The 19,542-nt window shown below is 59.1% G+C and carries 19 protein-coding genes and 1 riboswitch; of the genes, 14 read left to right on the top strand and 5 right to left on the bottom strand.

Features of this window, described 5'->3' with window-relative positions:
• Positions 1 to 9: 9 nt before the first annotated feature.
• From H8S11_RS14225 to H8S11_RS07010, 5 genes are all read left to right on the top strand, one after another.
• Positions 10 to 162, top strand: a complete 153-nt coding sequence (locus tag H8S11_RS14225) for an S-layer homology domain-containing protein (RefSeq protein ID WP_366460875.1) — start codon at positions 10 to 12, stop codon at positions 160 to 162.
• Positions 163 to 333: 171 nt separating this feature from the next.
• Positions 334 to 463, top strand: a riboswitch (THF riboswitch).
• A 76-nt stretch (positions 464 to 539) separates the two neighbouring features.
• Positions 540 to 1,163 carry a folate family ECF transporter S component gene (locus H8S11_RS07025; RefSeq protein ID WP_186852638.1) on the top strand — a complete coding sequence of 208 codons (624 nt, stop codon included), beginning with the start codon at positions 540 to 542 and terminating at the stop codon, positions 1,161 to 1,163.
• 36 nt (positions 1,164 to 1,199) lie between these two features.
• Positions 1,200 to 3,518: a DNA internalization-related competence protein ComEC/Rec2 gene (locus tag H8S11_RS07020; protein ID WP_186852637.1), complete on the top strand. Its 2,319-nt coding sequence runs from the start codon at positions 1,200 to 1,202 to the stop codon at positions 3,516 to 3,518.
• A gap of 28 nt (positions 3,519 to 3,546) precedes the next feature.
• Positions 3,547 to 4,584 carry a DNA polymerase III subunit delta gene (holA, locus tag H8S11_RS07015; RefSeq protein ID WP_186852636.1) on the top strand — a complete coding sequence of 346 codons (1,038 nt, stop codon included), beginning with the start codon at positions 3,547 to 3,549 and terminating at the stop codon, positions 4,582 to 4,584.
• 21 nt (positions 4,585 to 4,605) lie between these two features.
• Positions 4,606 to 5,202: a ribonuclease M5 gene (locus H8S11_RS07010; protein WP_147571918.1), complete on the top strand. Its 597-nt coding sequence runs from the start codon at positions 4,606 to 4,608 to the stop codon at positions 5,200 to 5,202.
• A 40-nt stretch (positions 5,203 to 5,242) separates the two neighbouring features.
• Here H8S11_RS07010 and H8S11_RS07005 read toward each other — a convergent pair whose 3' ends face one another.
• The 5 genes from H8S11_RS07005 to H8S11_RS06985 all read right to left on the bottom strand — a co-directional run bounded on the left by H8S11_RS07005 (position 5,243) and on the right by H8S11_RS06985 (position 10,639).
• Entirely contained in the window at positions 5,243 to 6,496 is a 1,254-nt protein-coding gene (locus tag H8S11_RS07005) for a DUF2812 domain-containing protein (protein WP_147571917.1), read from the bottom strand.
• A gap of 41 nt (positions 6,497 to 6,537) precedes the next feature.
• The gene (locus H8S11_RS07000) at positions 6,538 to 7,752 is read right to left on the bottom strand and encodes a DUF2812 domain-containing protein (RefSeq protein ID WP_186852635.1); all 1,215 of its coding nucleotides are present in this window, start codon (positions 7,750 to 7,752) and stop codon (positions 6,538 to 6,540) included.
• A gap of 24 nt (positions 7,753 to 7,776) precedes the next feature.
• On the bottom strand, positions 7,777 to 9,018 hold the full coding sequence (locus H8S11_RS06995) for a DUF2812 domain-containing protein (RefSeq protein ID WP_186852634.1): 1,242 nt from the start codon (positions 9,016 to 9,018) through the stop codon (positions 7,777 to 7,779).
• Positions 9,019 to 9,045: 27 nt separating this feature from the next.
• Entirely contained in the window at positions 9,046 to 10,218 is a 1,173-nt protein-coding gene (locus tag H8S11_RS06990) for a DUF2812 domain-containing protein (RefSeq protein ID WP_186852633.1), read from the bottom strand.
• Between the two features lie 109 nt (positions 10,219 to 10,327).
• Complete coding sequence (locus tag H8S11_RS06985) at positions 10,328 to 10,639, bottom strand: PadR family transcriptional regulator (protein ID WP_262670281.1); 312 nt, start codon at positions 10,637 to 10,639, stop codon at positions 10,328 to 10,330.
• Between the two features lie 213 nt (positions 10,640 to 10,852).
• Between H8S11_RS06985 and H8S11_RS06980 the strand changes: the two genes are divergently transcribed.
• The 9 genes from H8S11_RS06980 (at position 10,853) to H8S11_RS06940 (ending at position 19,531) form a co-directional block, all read left to right on the top strand.
• Positions 10,853 to 11,734, top strand: coding sequence for a sigma-E processing peptidase SpoIIGA (locus H8S11_RS06980; protein WP_186852632.1), 882 nt, complete (start codon positions 10,853 to 10,855; stop codon positions 11,732 to 11,734).
• On the top strand, positions 11,731 to 12,459 hold the full coding sequence (gene sigE, locus H8S11_RS06975) for an RNA polymerase sporulation sigma factor SigE (protein ID WP_207721928.1): 729 nt from the start codon (positions 11,731 to 11,733) through the stop codon (positions 12,457 to 12,459). The genes H8S11_RS06980 and sigE overlap by 4 nt, the downstream gene beginning before the upstream one ends.
• Before the next feature lie 202 nt (positions 12,460 to 12,661).
• A complete protein-coding gene (locus H8S11_RS06970) occupies positions 12,662 to 14,116 on the top strand; it encodes an alanine/glycine:cation symporter family protein (RefSeq protein WP_186852631.1) in 1,455 nt (484 codons plus the stop codon).
• 171 nt (positions 14,117 to 14,287) lie between these two features.
• Complete coding sequence (locus H8S11_RS06965; protein ID WP_147571911.1) at positions 14,288 to 14,956, top strand: redox-sensing transcriptional repressor Rex; 669 nt, start codon at positions 14,288 to 14,290, stop codon at positions 14,954 to 14,956.
• A complete protein-coding gene (locus H8S11_RS06960; RefSeq protein ID WP_186852630.1) occupies positions 14,953 to 16,059 on the top strand; it encodes an S-layer homology domain-containing protein in 1,107 nt (368 codons plus the stop codon). Before H8S11_RS06965 ends, H8S11_RS06960 begins: the two co-directional genes overlap by 4 nt.
• Positions 16,060 to 16,151: 92 nt before the next feature.
• On the top strand, positions 16,152 to 16,307 hold the full coding sequence (locus H8S11_RS06955; protein ID WP_186852629.1) for a hypothetical protein: 156 nt from the start codon (positions 16,152 to 16,154) through the stop codon (positions 16,305 to 16,307).
• A gap of 439 nt (positions 16,308 to 16,746) precedes the next feature.
• Positions 16,747 to 18,057 carry an electron transport complex subunit RsxC gene (rsxC, locus tag H8S11_RS06950; protein WP_147571909.1) on the top strand — a complete coding sequence of 437 codons (1,311 nt, stop codon included), beginning with the start codon at positions 16,747 to 16,749 and terminating at the stop codon, positions 18,055 to 18,057.
• Positions 18,057 to 19,001, top strand: coding sequence for an RnfABCDGE type electron transport complex subunit D (locus H8S11_RS06945; RefSeq protein ID WP_147571908.1), 945 nt, complete (start codon positions 18,057 to 18,059; stop codon positions 18,999 to 19,001). Before rsxC ends, H8S11_RS06945 begins: the two co-directional genes overlap by 1 nt.
• Positions 18,998 to 19,531 carry an RnfABCDGE type electron transport complex subunit G gene (locus tag H8S11_RS06940; RefSeq protein WP_186852628.1) on the top strand — a complete coding sequence of 178 codons (534 nt, stop codon included), beginning with the start codon at positions 18,998 to 19,000 and terminating at the stop codon, positions 19,529 to 19,531. The genes H8S11_RS06945 and H8S11_RS06940 overlap by 4 nt, the downstream gene beginning before the upstream one ends.
• The last annotated feature ends 11 nt before the right edge of the window (positions 19,532 to 19,542 follow it).

Raw genomic sequence — 19,542 nt, 5'->3', positions numbered from 1 at the left:
GCCTCCTCCATCTCCAGCTATGCCGTGAAGGCCATGGACTGGGCGGTAAACGCCGGTCTGCTGTCCGGCAAGGGGAACAACACCCTGGCGCCTACCGCCGGGGCCACCCGTGCCGAGGTGGCGCAGATCTTTATGAACTTCTGTGAGAATATCGCAAAGTAAATATAGGTACTGCAAGCGGGGCGCCCTATGAGGCGCCCCGCTCCTGTTCTTGCTAGATATGCCTTTTCCAACATTCAGTGGGGAAAAGGCCCGGAGGAAGGGCAAAAACAGGTGACCGGAACAATAGATTGGACTTGCTTTTTTCGGCCAGACGTTATAAACTACTTTCATGGCAGAGTAGGATCACACGTGCTGGCCGGGTTCCGGCCTTTAGTGTCGGCGGGACGGGGAGTTGTCCGCCGGACGAACAGCGGTACCGCGCAAGCGGCCCGCGGCAGTGGGTGGTCCGCATCCCGCTGCCGCATATCGGGGTAAAATTGCTTCCTTTGTGCGGCGTTCCCTTCCGGGGCTGCCGAAAAACAAAAGGAGGTATTTTTATGCCACAGACACAAAGTGTTGACCAACTCTACCGTACCCCCCTTACCCCGTCCTATTGGCGGCAGGCGAGGGCGGCTCTGTCCAGCCCTAAAATGCTGGTCTTTGCCGCGCTGATGGTGGCCCTGACCCGGGCCCTGTCCATTCCACCCAGCATCCCTATCGGGCACACCAGTCTGTCCTTCGGATTTTTGGCCCGGTCCCTCTGCGCCTTGGTATGCGGCCCTGTGCTGGGGCTGGCCTTTGGGTTTGTGGAGGATATTCTGGGCTTTATCCTAAAGCCGACCGGCGAGTTCTTTTTCGGTTATACCCTATCCACCATGCTGGGGGTGCTCGCATACGCCCTGTGCTTTTACCGGGCAAGGATCACGGTGTGGCGGCTGGTGCTGGCCAATCTGCTGGTCAATCTGCTGGTCAACGCCGCGCTGGGGTCGGTGTGGACGATGATGGTCCGGGGCGGAGGCTACTGGGGCTGGTTTGTCCCCAGTCTGGGGAAAAATCTGCTGACCATCGTTCCGAAGGCGGTCCTGCTCTATATCCTGTATCAGGCCCTGCTGCCCATTCTGCGCCAAATGAGGATCATCCCGAACCAGTTGGGGCCAAAGGGATTGATCTCCTTCTTCTGACCCCAAGCTGATTCAAACGAAAGGGAGGGCCGGACCATGCGGAAATTGGCGATTCTGGCCTTTTCCTTTTCCGGGGCTGTTTTTGCGGCCGCCCGGCTCCTGCCAGAGAATTGGCTTCCTGCCGGTGCTGTGGCTGCGGGATTCCTGTTCCTTGCCCTGCTGGTTTTTCGTCGTGGGCTGGGGGATAGTGGACTGGCCCTCCGCCTGGTCTGCGCGGGCTGCGCCTTGGGGCTGGCCTGGACAGCCGCTTATATTCAGATATTTTTCCAGCCAGCCAGAGAACTGGATGGGCAGACTGTCCTTCTTTGCGCCGAGGCGGCCGATTGGCCCCAGGAGGGGGACTACGGCTGGTCCGTGCTGGTAAAGCTGAAAACGGACAGGGGGATATCCCTGTCCACCGTTCTCTACCTGGATGAGCAGGGAAGCCAGGTCAAACCCGGAGACCGGCTCTCTACGGTGGCCCGCTGCACCCTTGGGGACCGGACTCTGACAGGGGAGGAGATCACCTACTATACCGCCAAAGGCATCTTTCTCCGGGCACATGCATATGGACGGCTGGACATTCAACGTCCGGAGCGAGTCCCCATCCGGTACTGGTCCGCCCTCCTGTCGAAGGAGCTGAAGGCGGGGATCAGCGCCGCCTTTCCGAAGGATACCGCTCCCTTGATCCAGGCTCTGGTCACCGGAAACCGGGATGGGCTGACCGATCAGTTTACCACATCCCTCCAGCGCACCGGGCTAAGTCATACGGTGGCGGTCTCTGGAATGCATCTGGCCTTTTTGTCCGGCCTTTTGACGCTCCTACTGGGCAGGGGAAAGCGGTCCACCGCTGTTGCAAACCTCGTCTGGGCGGTGCTGTTCTGTGGGATCGCGGGCAATACGCCCTCGGTGCTCCGGGCAGCGGTGATGATATCGATGCTCCAGTTGGCCCCTCTGTTCCGCCGGGAGAGGGACGGGGCCACCGCACTGGGATTGGCCCTGATGGGTCTGCTGGCCTGGAACCCTTTTTCCGCCGCCCATCTCGGCCTTCAACTGTCCTTTGGCGCGGTGGCCGGGATATTACTGGTATCTGATCGTATCCAGAATGGAATGCGGAGGCTGCTTCGATTGGAGGGCCCTCGAAAGAGTCCTGTGACCAGGTTGCTTCTTGTGGTCCCGGATTTCCTGGTGTCCACCTTATCCGCCACACTGGGTGCGTCCCTGTTGACGGTACCTCTGGTAGCCGTCTATTTTGGTTATCTCTCCCTGATCGCGCCCCTGGCGAATCTGCTGACCCTTTGGGCGGTAGCCGTCCTCTTTGTGGCGGGGTTGTGGCTTGGCGTTTTTGGGGTTATCCTTCCGGGGGCGGCGGCTGTTATGGCAATACCCTTTACAGCATTGGCTCGCTATTTGGATTGGGTGGTGGATGGACTGTCCTCTCTTTCCCTGGCCGCCCTGCCTATGGATTCTTTTTATTATCGGGCCTGGGTCGTCTTTCTCTACCTGATGCTGGGAGCGGCGCTGCTGATCCGGGGGAAGAAGCGGATACTGGTCCCGCTGTGCGCCGGAGCGGCCACGCTGGCCTTCTGCCTGCTTTGTTCCGCGCTTGCCTTTCGGGCGGGGGAGCTGACTGCCGCCGTTCTTGACGTGGGCCAGGGGCAGAGCGTGCTCCTTCGGACCGGGGACTATCTAACGCTGGTGGACTGCGGCGGAGAGGGACAGCGAGACCCAGGGGATGTGGCCGCCGACTACATCCAGGCCCAGGGAATGGCCCGGCTGGATCTGCTGGTAGTGTCCCATTACCACACCGACCACGCTAACGGCATCCCCCAGCTGCTGCGCCGGATCCCCGTAGGGACAATTGCCCTGCCCGACGTGGAAGAGGGCGATCCGCTGCGGGAGGAGATCATCTCTCTGGCCCAGGAGCGGGGAATCGAGCTGTATTTTGTCCGCCAGGATACCAATTTTGACCTGGGTGAGGGGCGCTCCATAGAGATCTTTCCACCTGTGGGCCAGGGTGGGCAGACAAACGAGCTGGGACTGACTGTGCTGGCCTCCTCCGGCGGCTTTGCGGCCCTCATCACCGGGGATATGAGCGGGGAGTCGGAGAAAGAGCTGCTGGCCCACGCGGACCTTCCAGACATTGACCTGCTGGTGGCGGGGCACCACGGCTCACGGGATTCCACTACAGGAGAGCTGCTGGAGCGGGTGCGGCCAGAGCTGGCTGTCATCTCTGCGGGGAAGGGGAACAGCTACGGACATCCCGCCCCGGAAACGCTGGAGCGTCTGGACGGGGTGGGAGCCCTGATTTACCGCACGGACCTCCAGGGGACTGTGGTGGTCCGGGCAGATGGGCACGCTCCCGCCGAGGGGTGAACCAAACAGAAGAACAGGAGGGTGCGCCATGCCGCCCAAGGGAAAGCCGGATACTGCCGGCTACAAGAAATTTTTAAAAGATCTGGAGAGCGGAATTTTCGGTCAGCTCTATCTCTTTCACGGGGAGGAGACATATCTTCGGGACCACTATTTGGGCCAGTTGAAGGACAAACTTCTGGCTGGTGGGATGGGGGCCTTTAACCTCCATGAAATCGCCCCCAAGGATATCTCCCCTCACGCCATGGAGGAGGCGGTGGACTGCCTGCCCATGATGGGGGAGCGGACTGTCGTGCTGGTGACGGATTTTGACCTGTCAAAAACAGGTGAGAAGGACCGGGAGGACTATATCCGCATTTTTTCGCAGCTGCCGGAATACTGCTGTGTCGTGCTGGTCTATGACTTAATTCCTTACAAGCTGGACGCCCGGACCAAGCTCGCCTCGGCCATAAAGGAGCACGGTACTGTGGTAAACTTTGTCCGGCAGGAGGAAAATGAGCTGGTAAAGTGGGTGACCCGCCGATTCCGTGCCCTGGGCAAGCGGATCGACAGCCGTCTGGCGTCGGAGCTTATCTTTCTGTGCGGCGATCTGATGCACAACCTGGTGGGCGAGATCGAGAAGGTCGGGGCCTATGCCAAGGGGGAGCAGATCACCCGGCAGGACATTGAGGCGGTGGCCACTCCCCAGTTGGATACCGTGGTCTTTCGCATGACCGATGCCATTGGGGAGAAGAATTTTGACCGGGCTGCGGGTGTGCTGGGGGAGCTGTACCAGATGCAGGAGACGCCCTATGTCATTATGGCTTCTCTGGGCAGACAGATGCGGCAGCTGTACTCGGCCAGGCTGGCTCTGGAGCAGGGGAAAGGGGCCTCCTATGTGGCGGACCTGTGGAAGCTGAAGCCGTACCCGGCCGACAAGCTGATGACAAGCGCCAGGCGGTTTTCCCTAAAGTGGTGCCGGAAGGCCGTGGTCCGCTGCGGTCAGACCGATCTGGCGATGAAGTCCACTGGACAGGACGGCAAGGAGCTGCTGACTACCCTTCTGTTGGAACTGGCCGATCCGGCCTGAGAAACGGGGGCAGAGAGATCCATGCTTCGTATCAGAGAGGCCATCGTGGTAGAGGGCCGGTATGACAAGAATACGCTTTCCCAGGTGGTGGATACCCTGATTTTGGAGACCGGCGGCTTCCGGATCTTCAAGGACCCGGACCAACTGGCCCTGCTTAGGCGGGCTGCGGAAAAACGGGGGCTTGTCGTCCTCACTGATTCCGACGGGGCGGGATTTGTCATTCGAAACCACATCAAAAGCGTGATTCCGGGCTCTCTGCTGAAGCACGCCTATATCCCGGATGTGTATGGCAAGGAGCGGCGGAAGCGCCAGCGAGGGAAAGAGGGCAAGCTGGGAGTGGAAGGGATGCCGCCCCAGGTTCTGGAACAGGTCCTCCGCCGAGCGGGGGCGACCTTTCTGGATGAGGGAGCGCGTTCGGAGGAGGCGGGGCCGCCGCTGACTAAAGCGGATCTGTTCGCTGCCGGGCTGTCCGGAGGGGCAGACAGCGGAGCCCGGCGGCTGGCCCTGCTGAAAAGGCTGGAGCTGCCGGAGCATATGTCCGCCAACGGACTGCTGGCCGTCCTCAACGGCTGTTACAGCCGGTGGGAGGCGCTGGAACTGTTGAATCAGAAGGAGTGACAAGGCTGTGACCTTTATAGGTCACAGCCTTGCTTTTTCTTTATTGCACCATCTCCGCCAGCAGGTCCAAGTGGTCGGACAGCTTCTCCACCCCGGCGTAGCAGAACACCGCCACCCGGCCGCCACGGCCCACCGCCGCCATCTGCCAGGGGTCGTCCTCCACGGTGGCCAGGATGACAAAATCGGTGCCCGGCCAGTCCACCTCCTCATAGCTCCAGTACAGGTTGACCAGACGGTAGAGATCCATCTGGGCCCGTGCCACCGGCTTGGCCAGAGGGGGGAGGGTGTGGAAATAGGTCATGTCCAGGTTGGGGGAGTAGGTGTACTCGCCACCGTGGGGATCGGGGGAAAAGGTGGACGGTTTTCTCCCCGGCTGGAGGGCGTCCAGATCCTGGCTGACCTCGTACCACACCGGGGACAGCAGAGAGAAGTACCGCTGGGCTACATTCTCACTGCTCAACCCGGAGTTTTTCCGGTATACGGTCTCATAGGGGCCCAGTGGGACCTGTTCCAGATCGTACAGGGAGATATAGGGGGCTGTAAACTCCTCCACCGGTCGGAGGGTCAGCCGGCTGTCGCCAAACTGATTGTACAGAACAAGGGCCACTAAAATAGGGCCCAGCACCAGCGCGGCGATGTTTTCCCGGACGATCCGCCTGCTGGGCCCCGGTGACGGAGGCGGCGGAAGCCCATCCTTCAGGGCGTTGTAGGTGGAGAACAGGGCCTTGCGGTCCCGGCGGTCGATAGGGCGGGAGTAGAAAAATATACCGGCCAGAAAGAGCAGGAGAATCGGATCGAAGGCGTAAAGCAGGATCAGGGGCAGGCGGACGAAGTTGTCCGGCTGTACATCGTATTGATGGCCCAGGAACAGGGCGGCTAGGAACAGGATACCCAGCAGGCTCCACAGCACGATCTTCCGTCTGTGGTAGGAGCGAAGGCTGTTGGCCAGCCGGTCGAGGGAGAGCCCCTGGCTCTGGTAATCGGAAAACAGCTCGGGTGTATGGGGGTCCGTAGTGTAAAACAGGAAATAGGCCCGGCCCACCCGGAAGGCATATTCCCACCCGGCCTGCCGGTACAGCTCCAGCTTTTCCTGGGTAGGCTCCAGCCCCTCGCCGGCCCGGTTGGCGAAGGGGTCCAGCCGGAAGCGGGTGCCGGGTACGCCCCGGTCCTCGAAGGTGGCCCAGGAGCCTAGGTGGGTAGGGAACAGCCCCTGGTTTGCCTGGCCCTCCAGCCACTGCTCCAGTCCGGGGATATCATAAAGGGAAAAGGGGATGATTTTTCTGATGGTTGACATAAAATTCACTCCCGATCAGTTATATTATATCAGACGGACGGTCAGGGCCCTTTGCCCTCCGCCATTTTGATAATATCCTCCAGATGGCCGGACAACTCTCCGTGTCCGGTGTAGCGGACCAGGACGACCTTATCCCCTATGGCCACAGCGGCGGTTTGGAACAGGGTCCCCTCCTTGCGGGCCGTGGACAAAAAATTCACACGGGAATCAGAGTGCTTTGACACCTGCCAGGTCCCGCCCTCCGGATCGGTCCACCAGATATCTTCATCTAACCGCATAGCTTTGGACAGCAGTTCATTGGCCAGGGGGACGGAGAGGAAGGACAGGGGGGCGGGGATGTCATACCAGTCGATCTGCATCCAGTTCAGCTTTCCAGCCAGATCCGGCTGTCCGGCCTGAAATACCTCCCACTGGTTCCAGCACAGCAGATAGTGGTTCTTTCGGCTGTAATTGAAGTAGTCCGATTGGTCGTGATTCTCCGTTTCATAAGGGCGGTAGCCCTTCCCCTCCACCTGCGCCAGAGAGAGGGGAGAGAAGTCCGACACCTGGCTGACGGGCCTCATGTCGCCCCCCAGGAAGGGCAGGATGTAACGGGGAAGGATCAGCAGGACGATCAGAAGGATGCATAGAGTGAAGGACAGCAGAGGGACGAGCCGCCGCCGGGAATAGGGGGAGTGGTGGTCCATCGGCTCACCCGCCTCCAGGCGGCGCGCCAGTCTGGACAGGTTCCGCACATCGGCCCAGGCGGCGGGCAGGGCGCACAGCTGGTACAGCGCAAAGAGGAGCAGGGGGACGGCGGAGGTGGTCAATAGATTGAGAATGGGAGTGTCGTTCAGCAGAAGGGCGGTCAAAACAACTGCCAGGACAAGAAATGCCACATTCCCCACAAAGCCCCGGCGGGCGGAACGGTACAGCCTTTTCCACCGCTGGCTCTGGAGCTTCGGATCAGTGTGGAGCTCCGGGGCGTCCAGGTCCTGAGTGGAAAAAATCAGCATGGAGTTGTCCACCGTGTCTATATAGTCCCAGCCGAAGTCCTGGTACAGCTCCAGCATAGAGCGGGGCAGGTCGTCATCCAGGCGGAGCCGAAAAGGCTCCAGGCGGTAGCGGGTCTTTTTTGCCGGGCCGGGGGTAAAGGTGCAGAACAGGGGTCGGAACTTCTTGAGATAGAGCCCCTGCAGGGCCATGTCCTCCAGCCAGCTCTCCAATCCCTCCCCGTCCGCGGAAGACACCGGGGTGATCTTTCTGAGATATTTCATAACAGGGCGCCTCCTTTGGTGCTTTCAGGGGTCCAGCTGGGCCAGAAACAGCTCCAGACATTCCGCCTGGTCGGGGACGCCCCGGCAGAGCAGGCGAAAGACCTGATTGCCCCGGCGGCCCAGGTAGATGTGGTTGAGGGGATCGTCGTCGTATTGCAGGATTGTGTATTCCAGACTGTCCAGGCCGGGGAGAGCCACCGCCTGGAGGGGCTGGTGAACCGTGAGGACAGTGGGGTGGATGAACTGCTCCTGATTTTTCCGGAACTGCTCCGGCTCATGGGCTTCCTCCGTTCGCAGGGAGGAAAACAGCCACTCTGCCGCCCAGTCTGTCCTGGTTCGATAGAAGTCCACGGCGACGATGGCATTACCGCTGTATCCATCGGAGCGGACCTCTCCGGAACTCCACCAGTCGTACTGCTCCGGGCACAGGAGGGAGGCGGTTCTGGTGTTATACCGGGTCATCATCTGGGGAGTGTCCAGGGTGATGTCCGCCTCCCCGTGGAAGGCTTGCTCCAGGGTGACATGAGGGAAGGTCCACTCCTCCGGGCCGGACAGCTTATGGACGGACTGGGCGCTGACCACACCCACCAGAATGGGAAGGGCAAGGAGCAGAGCGGCAGCGCACCAGCTCGTCACCACCCAAGGGACCCGGTTCCGGCGGCCCTCCTTCAGGGGAACGCCGTCAGCCAGCTGCCGCCGCATCCGCTTCCAGCGCTTCATCATATTCGTCTGAGGCAGCAGGGAGAGTATGGCCCAGCCGGCCAGCAGGATCATCAGGGTGAGGAAAATTTCCGTTTCCAGTACCACATACTGCCCCAGCATCCAGGGCTGGGTGGCAATTTTTACCAGAGTCTTGCGAAAGCAGAAAAGAAGCCATAGCACCAGCAGGAAACGGCGGCGCCGGATTCGGCGGATCAGGGGGGTGAGGGTTTCGCTCTGGGTCACCGGGTCGGTGTGGAGGGGCGGGGCGTCCGCTCGCTCTGTCCGGTAGACATAATACAGATTAGAGAGGGTGGTCACGTAGGTCCAGCCCGCCTCCCCATAGGCCGCATTGCGCTCCGGATCGATGCCGTAGAAGCCGGCGATCTCCAGACCAAAGCGGACGCCGGGGGTTGGTTCTCCCCGTCGGAACCGGGCGGTTTCCGAGGACAGCTTTACCAGGTGGAGCCCCCGGGCCGCCATGTCGGCCAGCCAGCGCTCCAGACCGGCCATGTCATAAATCTCCACAGGGATGATCTTCCGGACCAGCTTTTCTCTCTGTTTCATATGGATGACCTCCTTTGGTCCAAGGCGTCAAAGGGCTTCCAGCATTTCCGCAAACCGAGGGAGAAATTGGGTCAGATCCTTGGAGCCCTCGTACTCTACCCGCATGACGAGGCCGCCTTTGCGGAGGACGAGGTAATAGAAGTCGGGGTTTCGTTCGCTCTGATAGTACCAGATTTCCTCCAGGCCGTGAGCGGGCTCCAGAGCCCGATAGTTCTCATGTCCGCCCCAGGACCTCCACTCCCAGGCCCGCCGCTCCGCCACGGCGGGGAGGAGATAACGGGTAATGTTGATTTCCAGATGGGGGATGTCAGCCAGAGAGCCGCCGGAGCCAAAGACCCGGTTTGACTCCCACTGCCGGTAGTACCATTCCTCCGGTGTGAGGGGGGTGTCGCCGTGGGAGATGTAATCCATGTTGAACATGATATCCCCGGTGGGTCGGAACTCCGGCCCCTCGATCTCAGTCATGGTGACAAAGTTGGAGTCGGCCAGGTCATAGGGGAAATAGCCGTGGGTAAAAAAGACGAATACGATCTCCACCGTCACCAGCGCCAGGGGCAGGATGGAGAGGGAGGTCAAAACACCGCCCAGCCGACGGCCGGGGGCAGGGGAGAGAGGCAGACCCTTTTGACTCCGCCGGTGGAGCCGCCAGAGGGTGAACAGGCCGAGCAGATAGGCCAGGTCCACCAGCAGAAGGCCCAGCAGGGCCAGCAGCCAGGGGAGGGGGCCGTCCGCCAGCGCCTCCGCCCAGAAGTAGCGGAGATCGGACAGAGAAAAGGCGTTGGAAAAAGGATATAGGAATTTGTATAACAGAAAATTGACGATTGCCAAACCTATGCCGCCCAACAGCTTCTGCTTGAAAAAGCGGCGGATGGCGTAGTCCAGCACATCGGGGTCTGTGTGGGCCTGGGCCGCCCGGTCGGCGGTGGCGAACACAAAGAAGTTTTTACGGAAGATGCCCAGATAGCTCCAGCCCGCCGCCCGGAACAGGTCGGTCAACTCCGGGTCCTCCTGGTCTGTCTTGTTGTGGGCGGGCTCCAGATGGAAGCGGAGGGGAGCGGACTCCTGTCGGGCAAAAAGGGTCAGAGGGCCCGCCGTACAGTCAAACACCAGACCCTTGCCAGCCATTTTTTCAAGCCAGATTTCCAGCGCCGGGATATCATATCCACCCACGGGGCAAAGGCGAAAGACAGTGCCGCTCATGTTCTTCTCCTTTCTGATTCAACCAATATGTCTGCGTACAGGTCCAGCCGGCGCTCCAGCCCTTTGAAGTCGTACAGGCCGCAGGGAAGATGCTTCTTGATGCGCTTATTCATCGTTCTTCCTCCTCTCCGTCCAGAACACAGGCCCGAAGCCGGTCCAGCTCCTCATGATAGGCCTGCCGCCCCTGATCTGTCAGCCGGTAGGTGCGCTTTCGTCCATCGACCTCCGTTTCCTGAATAAAGCCCTCGTCCTGAAATTTAGCCAGCAGGGTATACAGCGTGCCGGGACCCAGCCGTACTCTGCCGCGGGTACGGCGCTCGACAAATTCAGTGATCTCGGTCCCGCACATATCCCGGCGGAGAAATGACATCAGGACATAAAACATGGGTTCGGTCAGAGGGCCTCTTTCCTTACCGGCCACAGTAACATCCCCTCTCAATATTGAAATGCGATATCGACTATCGATATTATATGGGAAAAGAAGAAAAATGTCAATGGGAGAGGGGAGGGAAAGACGGTTTTCCGCAAATTCTTTCAACCGAAATCTGACCGGTTTTTTCCGGTCAAGCACCTATAATAGAGTCTGTCGCCCGCCTTTGGACAGGCGGAACTGGAGAGAGGGGAGCGGTCCGGCGTGACGGTCATCTATGTGGATACCCTGTTTCTGCTCAATGGGATCATTGACTATCTGCTGCTGCTGGCCGCCGCCCGCCTAGCGGGGGAGCCACTGCGTCGGCTGCGCTTCGGAGCGGCGGCCGCTCTGGGTGGAGCCTATGCTGTGGCCATCTTTCTGCCGGGCATGGCGTTTCTGGCAGGTCCCTGGTGTAAGTTGGCCTCCTGCGTTTTGATGCTGGTGGTGGCCTACGGCGGGAGCCGGAGGCTACTCCGCCAGGGGCTCATCTTTGTGGCTCTGGCCTGCGCGTTGGGAGGTGGAGTAGTGGCCATCGGGCTGCTGGACGGCCGGAGCCTGAGTTTGGGGAGCGGAGTGTTTTATTCCTCCCTGGACCTGAAGATGGTGCTCCTCTCTGCTGCGGTCTGCTATGTGGTCCTCACAGCTGTCTTTCAACGAATTGGCAGGCATAATTCCTTGACAGGAGAACTCCTTCAGGCGAAACTGCGGCTTGGGAAACGGACGGCGGAGTTCACCGCCCTGGTGGATACTGGGAATACCCTGACAGACCCGGTGTCGGGACGGCCTGTGATGGTGGCGGAGGGAGACAGTGTGTCCGGTCTGTTTCCAGAGTGCCGCAGGCCGCGGGCGGCCGACCTTATGGATCCAGCCGGTGCTATGGCCAGGCTTGGAACCGGGGAGTGGAAGGGACGTTTTCGCCTGTTACCCTACCGTGCGGTAGGGGTGGACAGAGGACTGCTGTTGGCCTTGAAGGTGGACAGCCTGAATCTGGGTGGAAAGGAGCGTGGGCCGCTTCTGGTGGCCCTGTCCCCCACTCCTGTGTCAGACGGAGGAGGGTACCGGGCTTTGATCGGGCCCCTGGATGGAAAGGACGAGTGCACATGAGCATGAGAGAGATTATTTGGAAACTGCGGGACCGTTTGGAAAGCCTGCTGACTAGTCTGGGGCTGTCCCTGCCCGGCAAGGTGATGTATATAGGGGGGAGCGACACCCTGCCCGCCCCCTTGGAAAGAGAGGCGGAGGCGGAGCTCATCGCCCGGCTGGAGCGGGGAGACCGGGGGGCGAGAGACCTGCTCATTGAGCACAATCTCCGGCTGGTGGCCTATATCGCCCGCCGGTTTGAGAATACCGGCATCAATATTGAGGACCTCATCTCCATTGGGACCATTGGGCTCATTAAGGCGGTGGGCACCTACCAGCCGGCCAAAAGCATCAAATTGGCAACTTATGCCAGCCGCTGCATTGAAAATGAAATCCTGATGTATTTGAGAAAGACAGCGAATCAGAAGACAGAGCTGTCCTTTGACGAGCCCTTGAATACCGACTGGGACGGAAACGAGCTGCTGCTGTCCGACATTCTGGGGACCGATGGGGACCTGGTCATGCGGCCCATCGAGGCGGACGTGGACCGCCAGCTGCTGCGCCAGGCCATGGACCGGCTGGAGCCCCGGGAGAGGCAGATTATTACCATGCGCTTTGGGCTGGACGGCCGCCCAGAGCGGACACAGAAGGAGGTGGCGGACCAGCTGGGCATCTCACAGTCCTATATCTCACGGCTGGAGAAGCGGATCATCGCCCGGCTGAAGAAGGAGATCGTCCGCATGATGTGAGGGCAAACTGTACAGAAGCTGGCTGCTTATCGTTGACCATTTTTATAAATTGTGAAAAAACCTCTGGTAAAAGTCGGAGAGATGTGGTATAGTAAGGCCGAGAAATATCCCAGGAGATCTGAGGGGCGGAAGACTTTGATTTCCTGGGATATGTTCTGCTTCGCGCAAATTATGACAGGAAGAGAGAAAGGGAGATGTCGTTATGTATGATGCGTTCGCGGGCCTGATCAGTCAGATCAGCGGTTTCATGTACAGTTACCTGTTGATCGTCATGCTGCTGGGCGTAGGCCTGTACTTCACCTTCCGGAGCAAGTTTGTCCAGCTGCGCCTGCTGCCGGAGTCGATTCGCGTGGTAGGAGAAAAGACGGGGGATCAGCACTCGGTTTCCGCATTTGAGGCGCTGATGGTATCCACAGCCAGCCGAGTGGGTACCGGAAATATTGTAGGTGTGGCCAATGCCATCGCCATCGGAGGCTATGGCGCCGTGTTCTGGATGTGGCTGATTGCCATTGTGGGAGGCGCGACTGCCTTTGTAGAGAGCACGCTGGCCCAGATCTATAAGAAAAAGGACCCGGAGGGCGGCAGCTATGGTGGTCCGTCCTACTACATTCAGGCGGCTCTTAAGAGCCGGGTGTTGGGCGTTGTCTTCGCCATCGCCCTCATCGCCACCTATGCCGGTGGTTTCAATATGCTGGCCTCCTACAACCTGATTAGCAGCTTTACCAGCTATGACTTCTACGCCAGTGCCGGCACCTTTACCCTGGGCGGCAAAGAGTACAGCGTTGTGGCCGTGGTGGGCGGCGTGATCCTGGCCATCCTGGTGGCCATCTGTGTACTGGGCGGCGGCAAGCGGATCGTCAAGGTTACCGGCGTTTTGGTCCCTGTCATGGGTGTGTTGTATATCCTGATGGCCCTGGTGGTCATGGTGATGAATCTGAATATGATCCCCAGTGTCCTGGGCCGCATTTTCAGCGAGGCATTTGATTTCGGAGCCATGTTCGGCGGTGCCGTGGGCTTTGGTTCCTCGGCCATCATGCAGGGAATCAAGCGTGGCCTGTACTCCAACGAGGCCGGTGTGGGTTCCGCCCCCAACGCCGCCGCGGCCGCTGACGTATCCCACCCCGTCAAGCAGGGATTGGTCCAGATGCTGTCCGTCTTTATTGACACCATCCTGGTCTGTACCGCCACGGCCATGATGTGCCTGTGTACCGGCATCGATATCAAGGGCGGACTGGAGGGTGCGCCCCTGGTCCAGGCGTCTCTGGCTACTACCTTCGGCGCGGTAGGCCCCTACTTTATCACCTTTGCGCTGCTGCTCTTCGCTTTCACTACCCTGCTGGGCAACTTGTTCTACTGTGAGGGCTGTTTGAACTACATCGCTAACCGCAAGCTGGGAAGCGTGCCGATGACTGTGTTCCGGTTTATCGCTTGCGGGCTGGTCTTTGTAGGGGCCCAGTTGTCCTTTGACTTGGTCTGGGACCTGGCCGATGTGCTCATGGGCATTATGGCCATCATCAACCTGCCGGTCATTGTCATTTTGGGCCGTACAGCTATGCGGGCCCTTCAGGACTACATGGAACAGCGCAGGGCGGGCAAGAACCCTGTATTCAAAGCCTCCATCATCGGCCTGAAGGAAAAAACTGATTTTTGGAACTGAATCTGGCAGGCTTTCTGCCAATAAAAGGCCCAGGGACGACGAATCGTCCCTGGGTCTTTTGAGTCGTAAAAGGATTTGACACAAGGGGGGGCAATCAGGTAAACTATATAAAAACATCATATCCAGTGGCCTCCGCTGTATAGGGGAGGTTGTGCAGATGAGGCGAAAGCTATGAAACGAAATACCCGAGTATCAACGGCGGTGATACGCCGCCTGCCCAGATACTACCGACAGCTCTCAGAGCTTCAGGAGTCCGGCGTTGTCCGGATATCCTCCAATGCCTTAGGGAAATCTATGGGACTGACCGCTTCTCAAATCCGCCAAGATTTGTTCTGCTTCGGTGGTTTTGGGCAGCAGGGCTATGGATATAAGGTGGACAGCCTGAAAGAGGAGATCGGTGATATTTTGGGCATTAATCAGGGCCATACCATTGTGGTGCTGGGGACCGGCAACCTAGGCCGGGCTATCATAGAAAATTTTAAATTTTCCAGTAACGGCTTTCAGCTTTTGGCCGCTTTTGACGTAAATGAGCGGGTGGTGGGGACCAGAATCGCTGGGGTGCCTGTCTATCATGCGGATTCCCTGGAGGCCTTTTTGGGGGAAAACCAAGTGAGCGTAGGCCTGCTGACAGTGCCCATCGCCGCTGCCCAGGAGATGGGGGACCGGCTGGTGGCCGCCGGAGTTCGCGGCATCTGGAATTTTACAAACTATGAGATATCCTGTGTTCGGGATGATGTGGTGGTGGAATCGGTCCATTTTTCTGACAGCCTTTTGGCTCTGAGCTACATGATTACCCAGCGGGAGGATCGGGAGGAAGAGAAGAAGGGGGAGCCACAATGAGAAGGCCTGTGATCGGCCTGCTGTGCGGTGTGATGCTGCTGGGTATGCTGGCCTGCGGCGCTTATGCCCTTTCGGGGGGCGACAGCCTGATCAGCCTCAGCTATCTGACCGGGACTTTTGTGCCAAAGGCTGTGTCTACTGGAAACGAAGCTGCGGAAAAAGCCTTACAGGGCACTTACGAGGAGAGCAAAAAAGGCCTCGATAACCTGCATCAGGGCTATCTGGCGCAACTGGCCGGCGAAGAGAGCGGCGCATACAGCGCCACGCTCCAGGCCAGAGATTGGTCGGATGGCGATGAGATGACACTGACCACTGGGGCTGGAGTCATGTTGATGAACGGAGCCGCCTCCGTTTCTCACGACGGGGCTTTCATAGATGTGACAGACGGAATAGAGCTGGCCTCCGGGGCCCGCCTGACCTCCGGACACCGCTACCTGGTGGGAGAGAATACTGTGGCCAGTGTAACGGTCCTGTCCGGGGCGGCCCAGTTGGGGCTCCAGGGCGTCTATGCCCTGGAAGACGGCAGAGAGGATCCGACGCCCTTCTATGATGTGTGCCAGACGGATTGGTACTACGCTCCCGTAGATTATGTGTACCGAAACACACTGTTTTCTGGGATGGACGAGCACCACTTTGGACCGAGTTCAGCTATGAACCGAGCTATGCTAATGACGGTGCTCTACCAGATGGCTGGAGCGCCGAAAGAGGAACTGGAGCGCGCCAGTGTCACCTTTGCCGACGTGCCGGAGAGTGCCTGGTATGCCCCTTATGTGAAGTGGGGCGCGGAGCAGGGAATTACAGCTGGAACAGGAGCAGACACCTTCAGCCCGGAGCAGCAAGTGACCCGCCAGCAGGTGGCGGCGCTGCTGTACAGCTTCACCACGAGTTACCTTGGGCTGGAAGCGGCTGAGGGGGCCGACCTGTCCGGGTATCAGGACCTGGGGCAGGCCAGCGACTGGGCTCATAATGCCCTGTCCTGGGCTGTGGCGGAGGGAATCATCAGCAGTTCTTCTGCCGACAGCCTGACGCTCAGTCCACAAAAGAGTGCTAACCGGGCTGAAGTGGCCACGATGCTGCGTGCCTTCGCGGAAAAAATTATCTGACATAGGCAGAACCCATCCGCCCCCTCCGCATATGATGAGATTGAGAGCGGCAAACAGCCCCTCTCAGAACTTCATATCAGGAGGTACTTCAAATGGGGTGCTGCAATAACGGTTGGGGCGGCGGAGGCTGCCTGTGGATCATCATTCTGATCATCATCCTGTTCTGCTGCGGCGGCTGGGGCAATAGCTGTGGCTGCAACAATGGCTGTGGCTGTAACAATAACAACGGCTGCGGCTGTGGCTGCTGACCAGGCGATCCAGATTGATTGGGAGGCGCGGACCTGAGAGGGCCCGCGCCTTTTTTATGGTCAACGCGGACAAGCCTGTGCCTGGGGTGCGGCTATGGAAGAGAAGAAATGCCGGTGGGGTGAAATCCTTTGGGAGAGGGGGAAGAATGCTCGGGAAACAGGTCGTTTTTTTCGAAATCAATCTTGCAATTTTTCCATAAAAGGTGTATGATAAAGCCCGCAAGCAGAACCGACGGACTTGTTTTACAGGAGAAACGGGGTCCGGCGGGTTTTGTCGTGCGTCCGCTGAACTCGGACGCCGCGGGGCATGGGTATGATAGAGGGGCGGGGTCCCCCAGTGGTTTCCAGTTCCTGTCAGGAGGGAAGAGGGGGACCGTATAAAATGCGTGTCCAGGCTCCACAGTTCCAGCGATTGCAGTATAGGGAGGTCGAAATCTGAATGAGTAAATTTCTCAAACGTTCCGCGCAAGGTGCGGGAGTCCCTCATGAAAAAAGGACTTCCAACCTTGAAACGGTAGTGATGCCGCTGCCGTCTAAGATCGTTCTGTCCATGGGACAGCACATTGGCGCTCCGGCTGCCCCCGCCGTGGCCAAGGGCGATCAGGTGTATGTAGGTACCGTGGTAGGCAAGGCCGGAGGCTTCGTGTCCAGCGACATCCACTCCGGCGTATCCGGCACCGTGGACAGCATCGTCACCATTACCGCTCCCAATGGCGCGGCCCAGACCGCCGTGGTCATCATTCCAGACGGGGAGCAGAAGGTGGACCCCGCCGTGGCGCCCCCAGTGGTGACAGACCTAAAGTCTTTCCAGGACGCCATCCGGGCCAGTGGCCTGGTTGGACTGGGCGGAGCCGGCTTCCCCACTGCGGTCAAGCTGGCGCCTAAGAATCTGGATGAGATCGACACTCTGGTGATCAATGGCGCTGAGTGTGAGCCGTACATCACTTCTGACAACCGCTGCCTGATCGAGGACACCCACTTCATCCTGGGCGGTATCAAGGCAGTCATGAAGTATCTGGACATCAAAAAGTGCGTCATCGGCATCGAGGGAAATAAGCCCCAGGCAATCGCCAAGATGAAGGATGCCATTGATATGCCCGGTGTCGAGGTCAAGGAGTTGCCCTGCCGCTATCCCCAGGGCGCTGAGAAAGTCCTGATTGAGAATTGCACCGGACGGGAAGTTCCCTTCCCCGGTCTGCCCTCTGACGTGGGGGTTATCGTCATGAACGTTACCTCTGTGGCCTTTGTGGGCAAGTATCTGGAGACCGGCATGCCTCTGGTCACCAAGCGCCTCACGGTGGACGGCGACATCGTCAAAGAGCCCAAGAACGTCGAGGTCATCATCGGCACTCCTGTCCAGGAGCTGCTGGATTTCTGCGGCGGCTTTACCGACGAGCCCGGCAAGGTGCTCTATGGCGGCCCTATGATGGGCAACTGCATCGCTGATCTGTCCCAGCCGGTCCTGAAAAACAACAACGCTGTTCTGGCCTTCTCCAAGAAGTGGGCCCACATCCCCAAGGCCACAAACTGCATCCACTGTGGCCGGTGTACCAACGCCTGCCCTCTGGGCCTGTCCGCCAAGGAGATCGTCCAGGCCTATAACGACGGCAACGTGGAACTGCTCCAGCAGCTCAACGCCGACCTGTGCATGAGCTGCGGCACTTGTTCCTTTGTCTGCCCCGCAAAGCGGCCTCTGGCACCCTCCATCGCCCTGGCCAAGATCATGATGAAGAATGGAGGTAAGAAGTGATGGCCAACAAACTGATCGTCACCGCCGCGCCCCATATCACCAGCGCGGACTCCACCCAGAAGATCATGCAGCGGGTCTGTATTGCCCTGGTGCCCACGCTGATCGCTTCTGTGTTTATTTTTGGAATTAATTCCCTTATCCTTACCGCTATCACCGTAGCCGCCTGTGTTTTCTTTGAGTGGGGCTACTGCAAGATGGTGGGCCGTGAGGTACCCATCGCTGATTTCTCCGCCGTCGTGACTGGCCTCCTGCTGGCCTTTAACCTGCCCGCCAGCCTGCCTTGGTGGATGGCTATCGTGGGTGCCTTTATCGCCATCGTTATCGTGAAGCAGCTCTTCGGCGGCATGGGCTACAACTTCGCCAATCCCGCCATTGTGGCCCGTATCGCTCTTGCGGTTGGCTTTGCCAGCCGTATGGCCAGCTACCCCAAGCCTGAGAATGGGATTGACGCTCTGGCCTCCGCTACTCCTCTGGCCGTTTTTGACCAGCTGGGCTCCAGTGAGTATGTGACTTTGCTGCTGGGCAATCACGGCGGCGTCCTGGGCGAGACCTGCGCCATCACGATTCTGATCGGCGGCATCTATCTAATCGCTACCAAGGTCATTAGCCCGGTCATCCCGGTTACTTATCTGGCCACTGTGGCCGTCCTGTCCCTGGTCGCTGGCCGGGACCCCATCGTGCAGCTGCTCTCTGGCGGCCTGATGCTGGGCGCCTTCTTTATGGCCACTGACTATGTCACTTCCCCTACCACCAACAAGGGCAAGATAATCTTCGGCCTGGGCCTGGGCATCATCACCTGCGCGATCCGCTTCCTGGGTACGATGAATGAGGGCGTGTCCTTCGCCATTCTGCTGATGAATCTGCTGGTCCCCTATATCGAGGTCAACACCCGTCAGGATAAGCTGGGTATCGCCAAGGTGAAAAAGGGAGGTGCCGCGAAATGAGCAACTGGAATCGCGTATTTAAGCCCATCGTGGTGCTGGTGGTCATCTGTATCATCGTCACCGGGGCTCTGGCCGCTACGAACAAGGTAACAAAGCCCATCATTGACGAGGCCATCCGTGTGGCACAGGAGCAGGCCAGGAAGGAGCTGCTGCCTGACGCGGATAACTTCACCAAGGTGGAGGGTGTCGCGGTGGAGAACGTGTCTGACATCTACACCGCGGATAATGGAGTGGGCACTGTGATTACTTGCTCTGCCAAGGGCTACGGTGGGACGGTCACTGTCATGGTGGCCTTCAATCCCGATGACACCATCAAGCAGATCAAGGTCACCGAAGCCGCCGAGACCAAGGGCATCGGCAGCAATGTGACGGAAAACAGCGAGTATCAGGCCAATTACAGCGGCCTGCCTGCCACTCAGGCCCTGGTCCTGGGTACCGATGTGGACGCCTATTCCGGCGCCACTATTTCCAGTCGTGCGGTGAACAACGCTGTGAACTCCGCCATCGACGCCTATAACCAGATTCCTTGAAAGGCGGTGAG

This window comes from Flintibacter hominis (genome assembly GCF_014287965.1).
Classification (GTDB): Bacteria; Bacillota; Clostridia; order Oscillospirales; family Oscillospiraceae; genus Lawsonibacter; species Lawsonibacter aceti.
The sequence above is the reverse complement of the archived record's forward strand: the minus strand, read 5'-3'. Positions and strand labels throughout refer to the sequence as shown.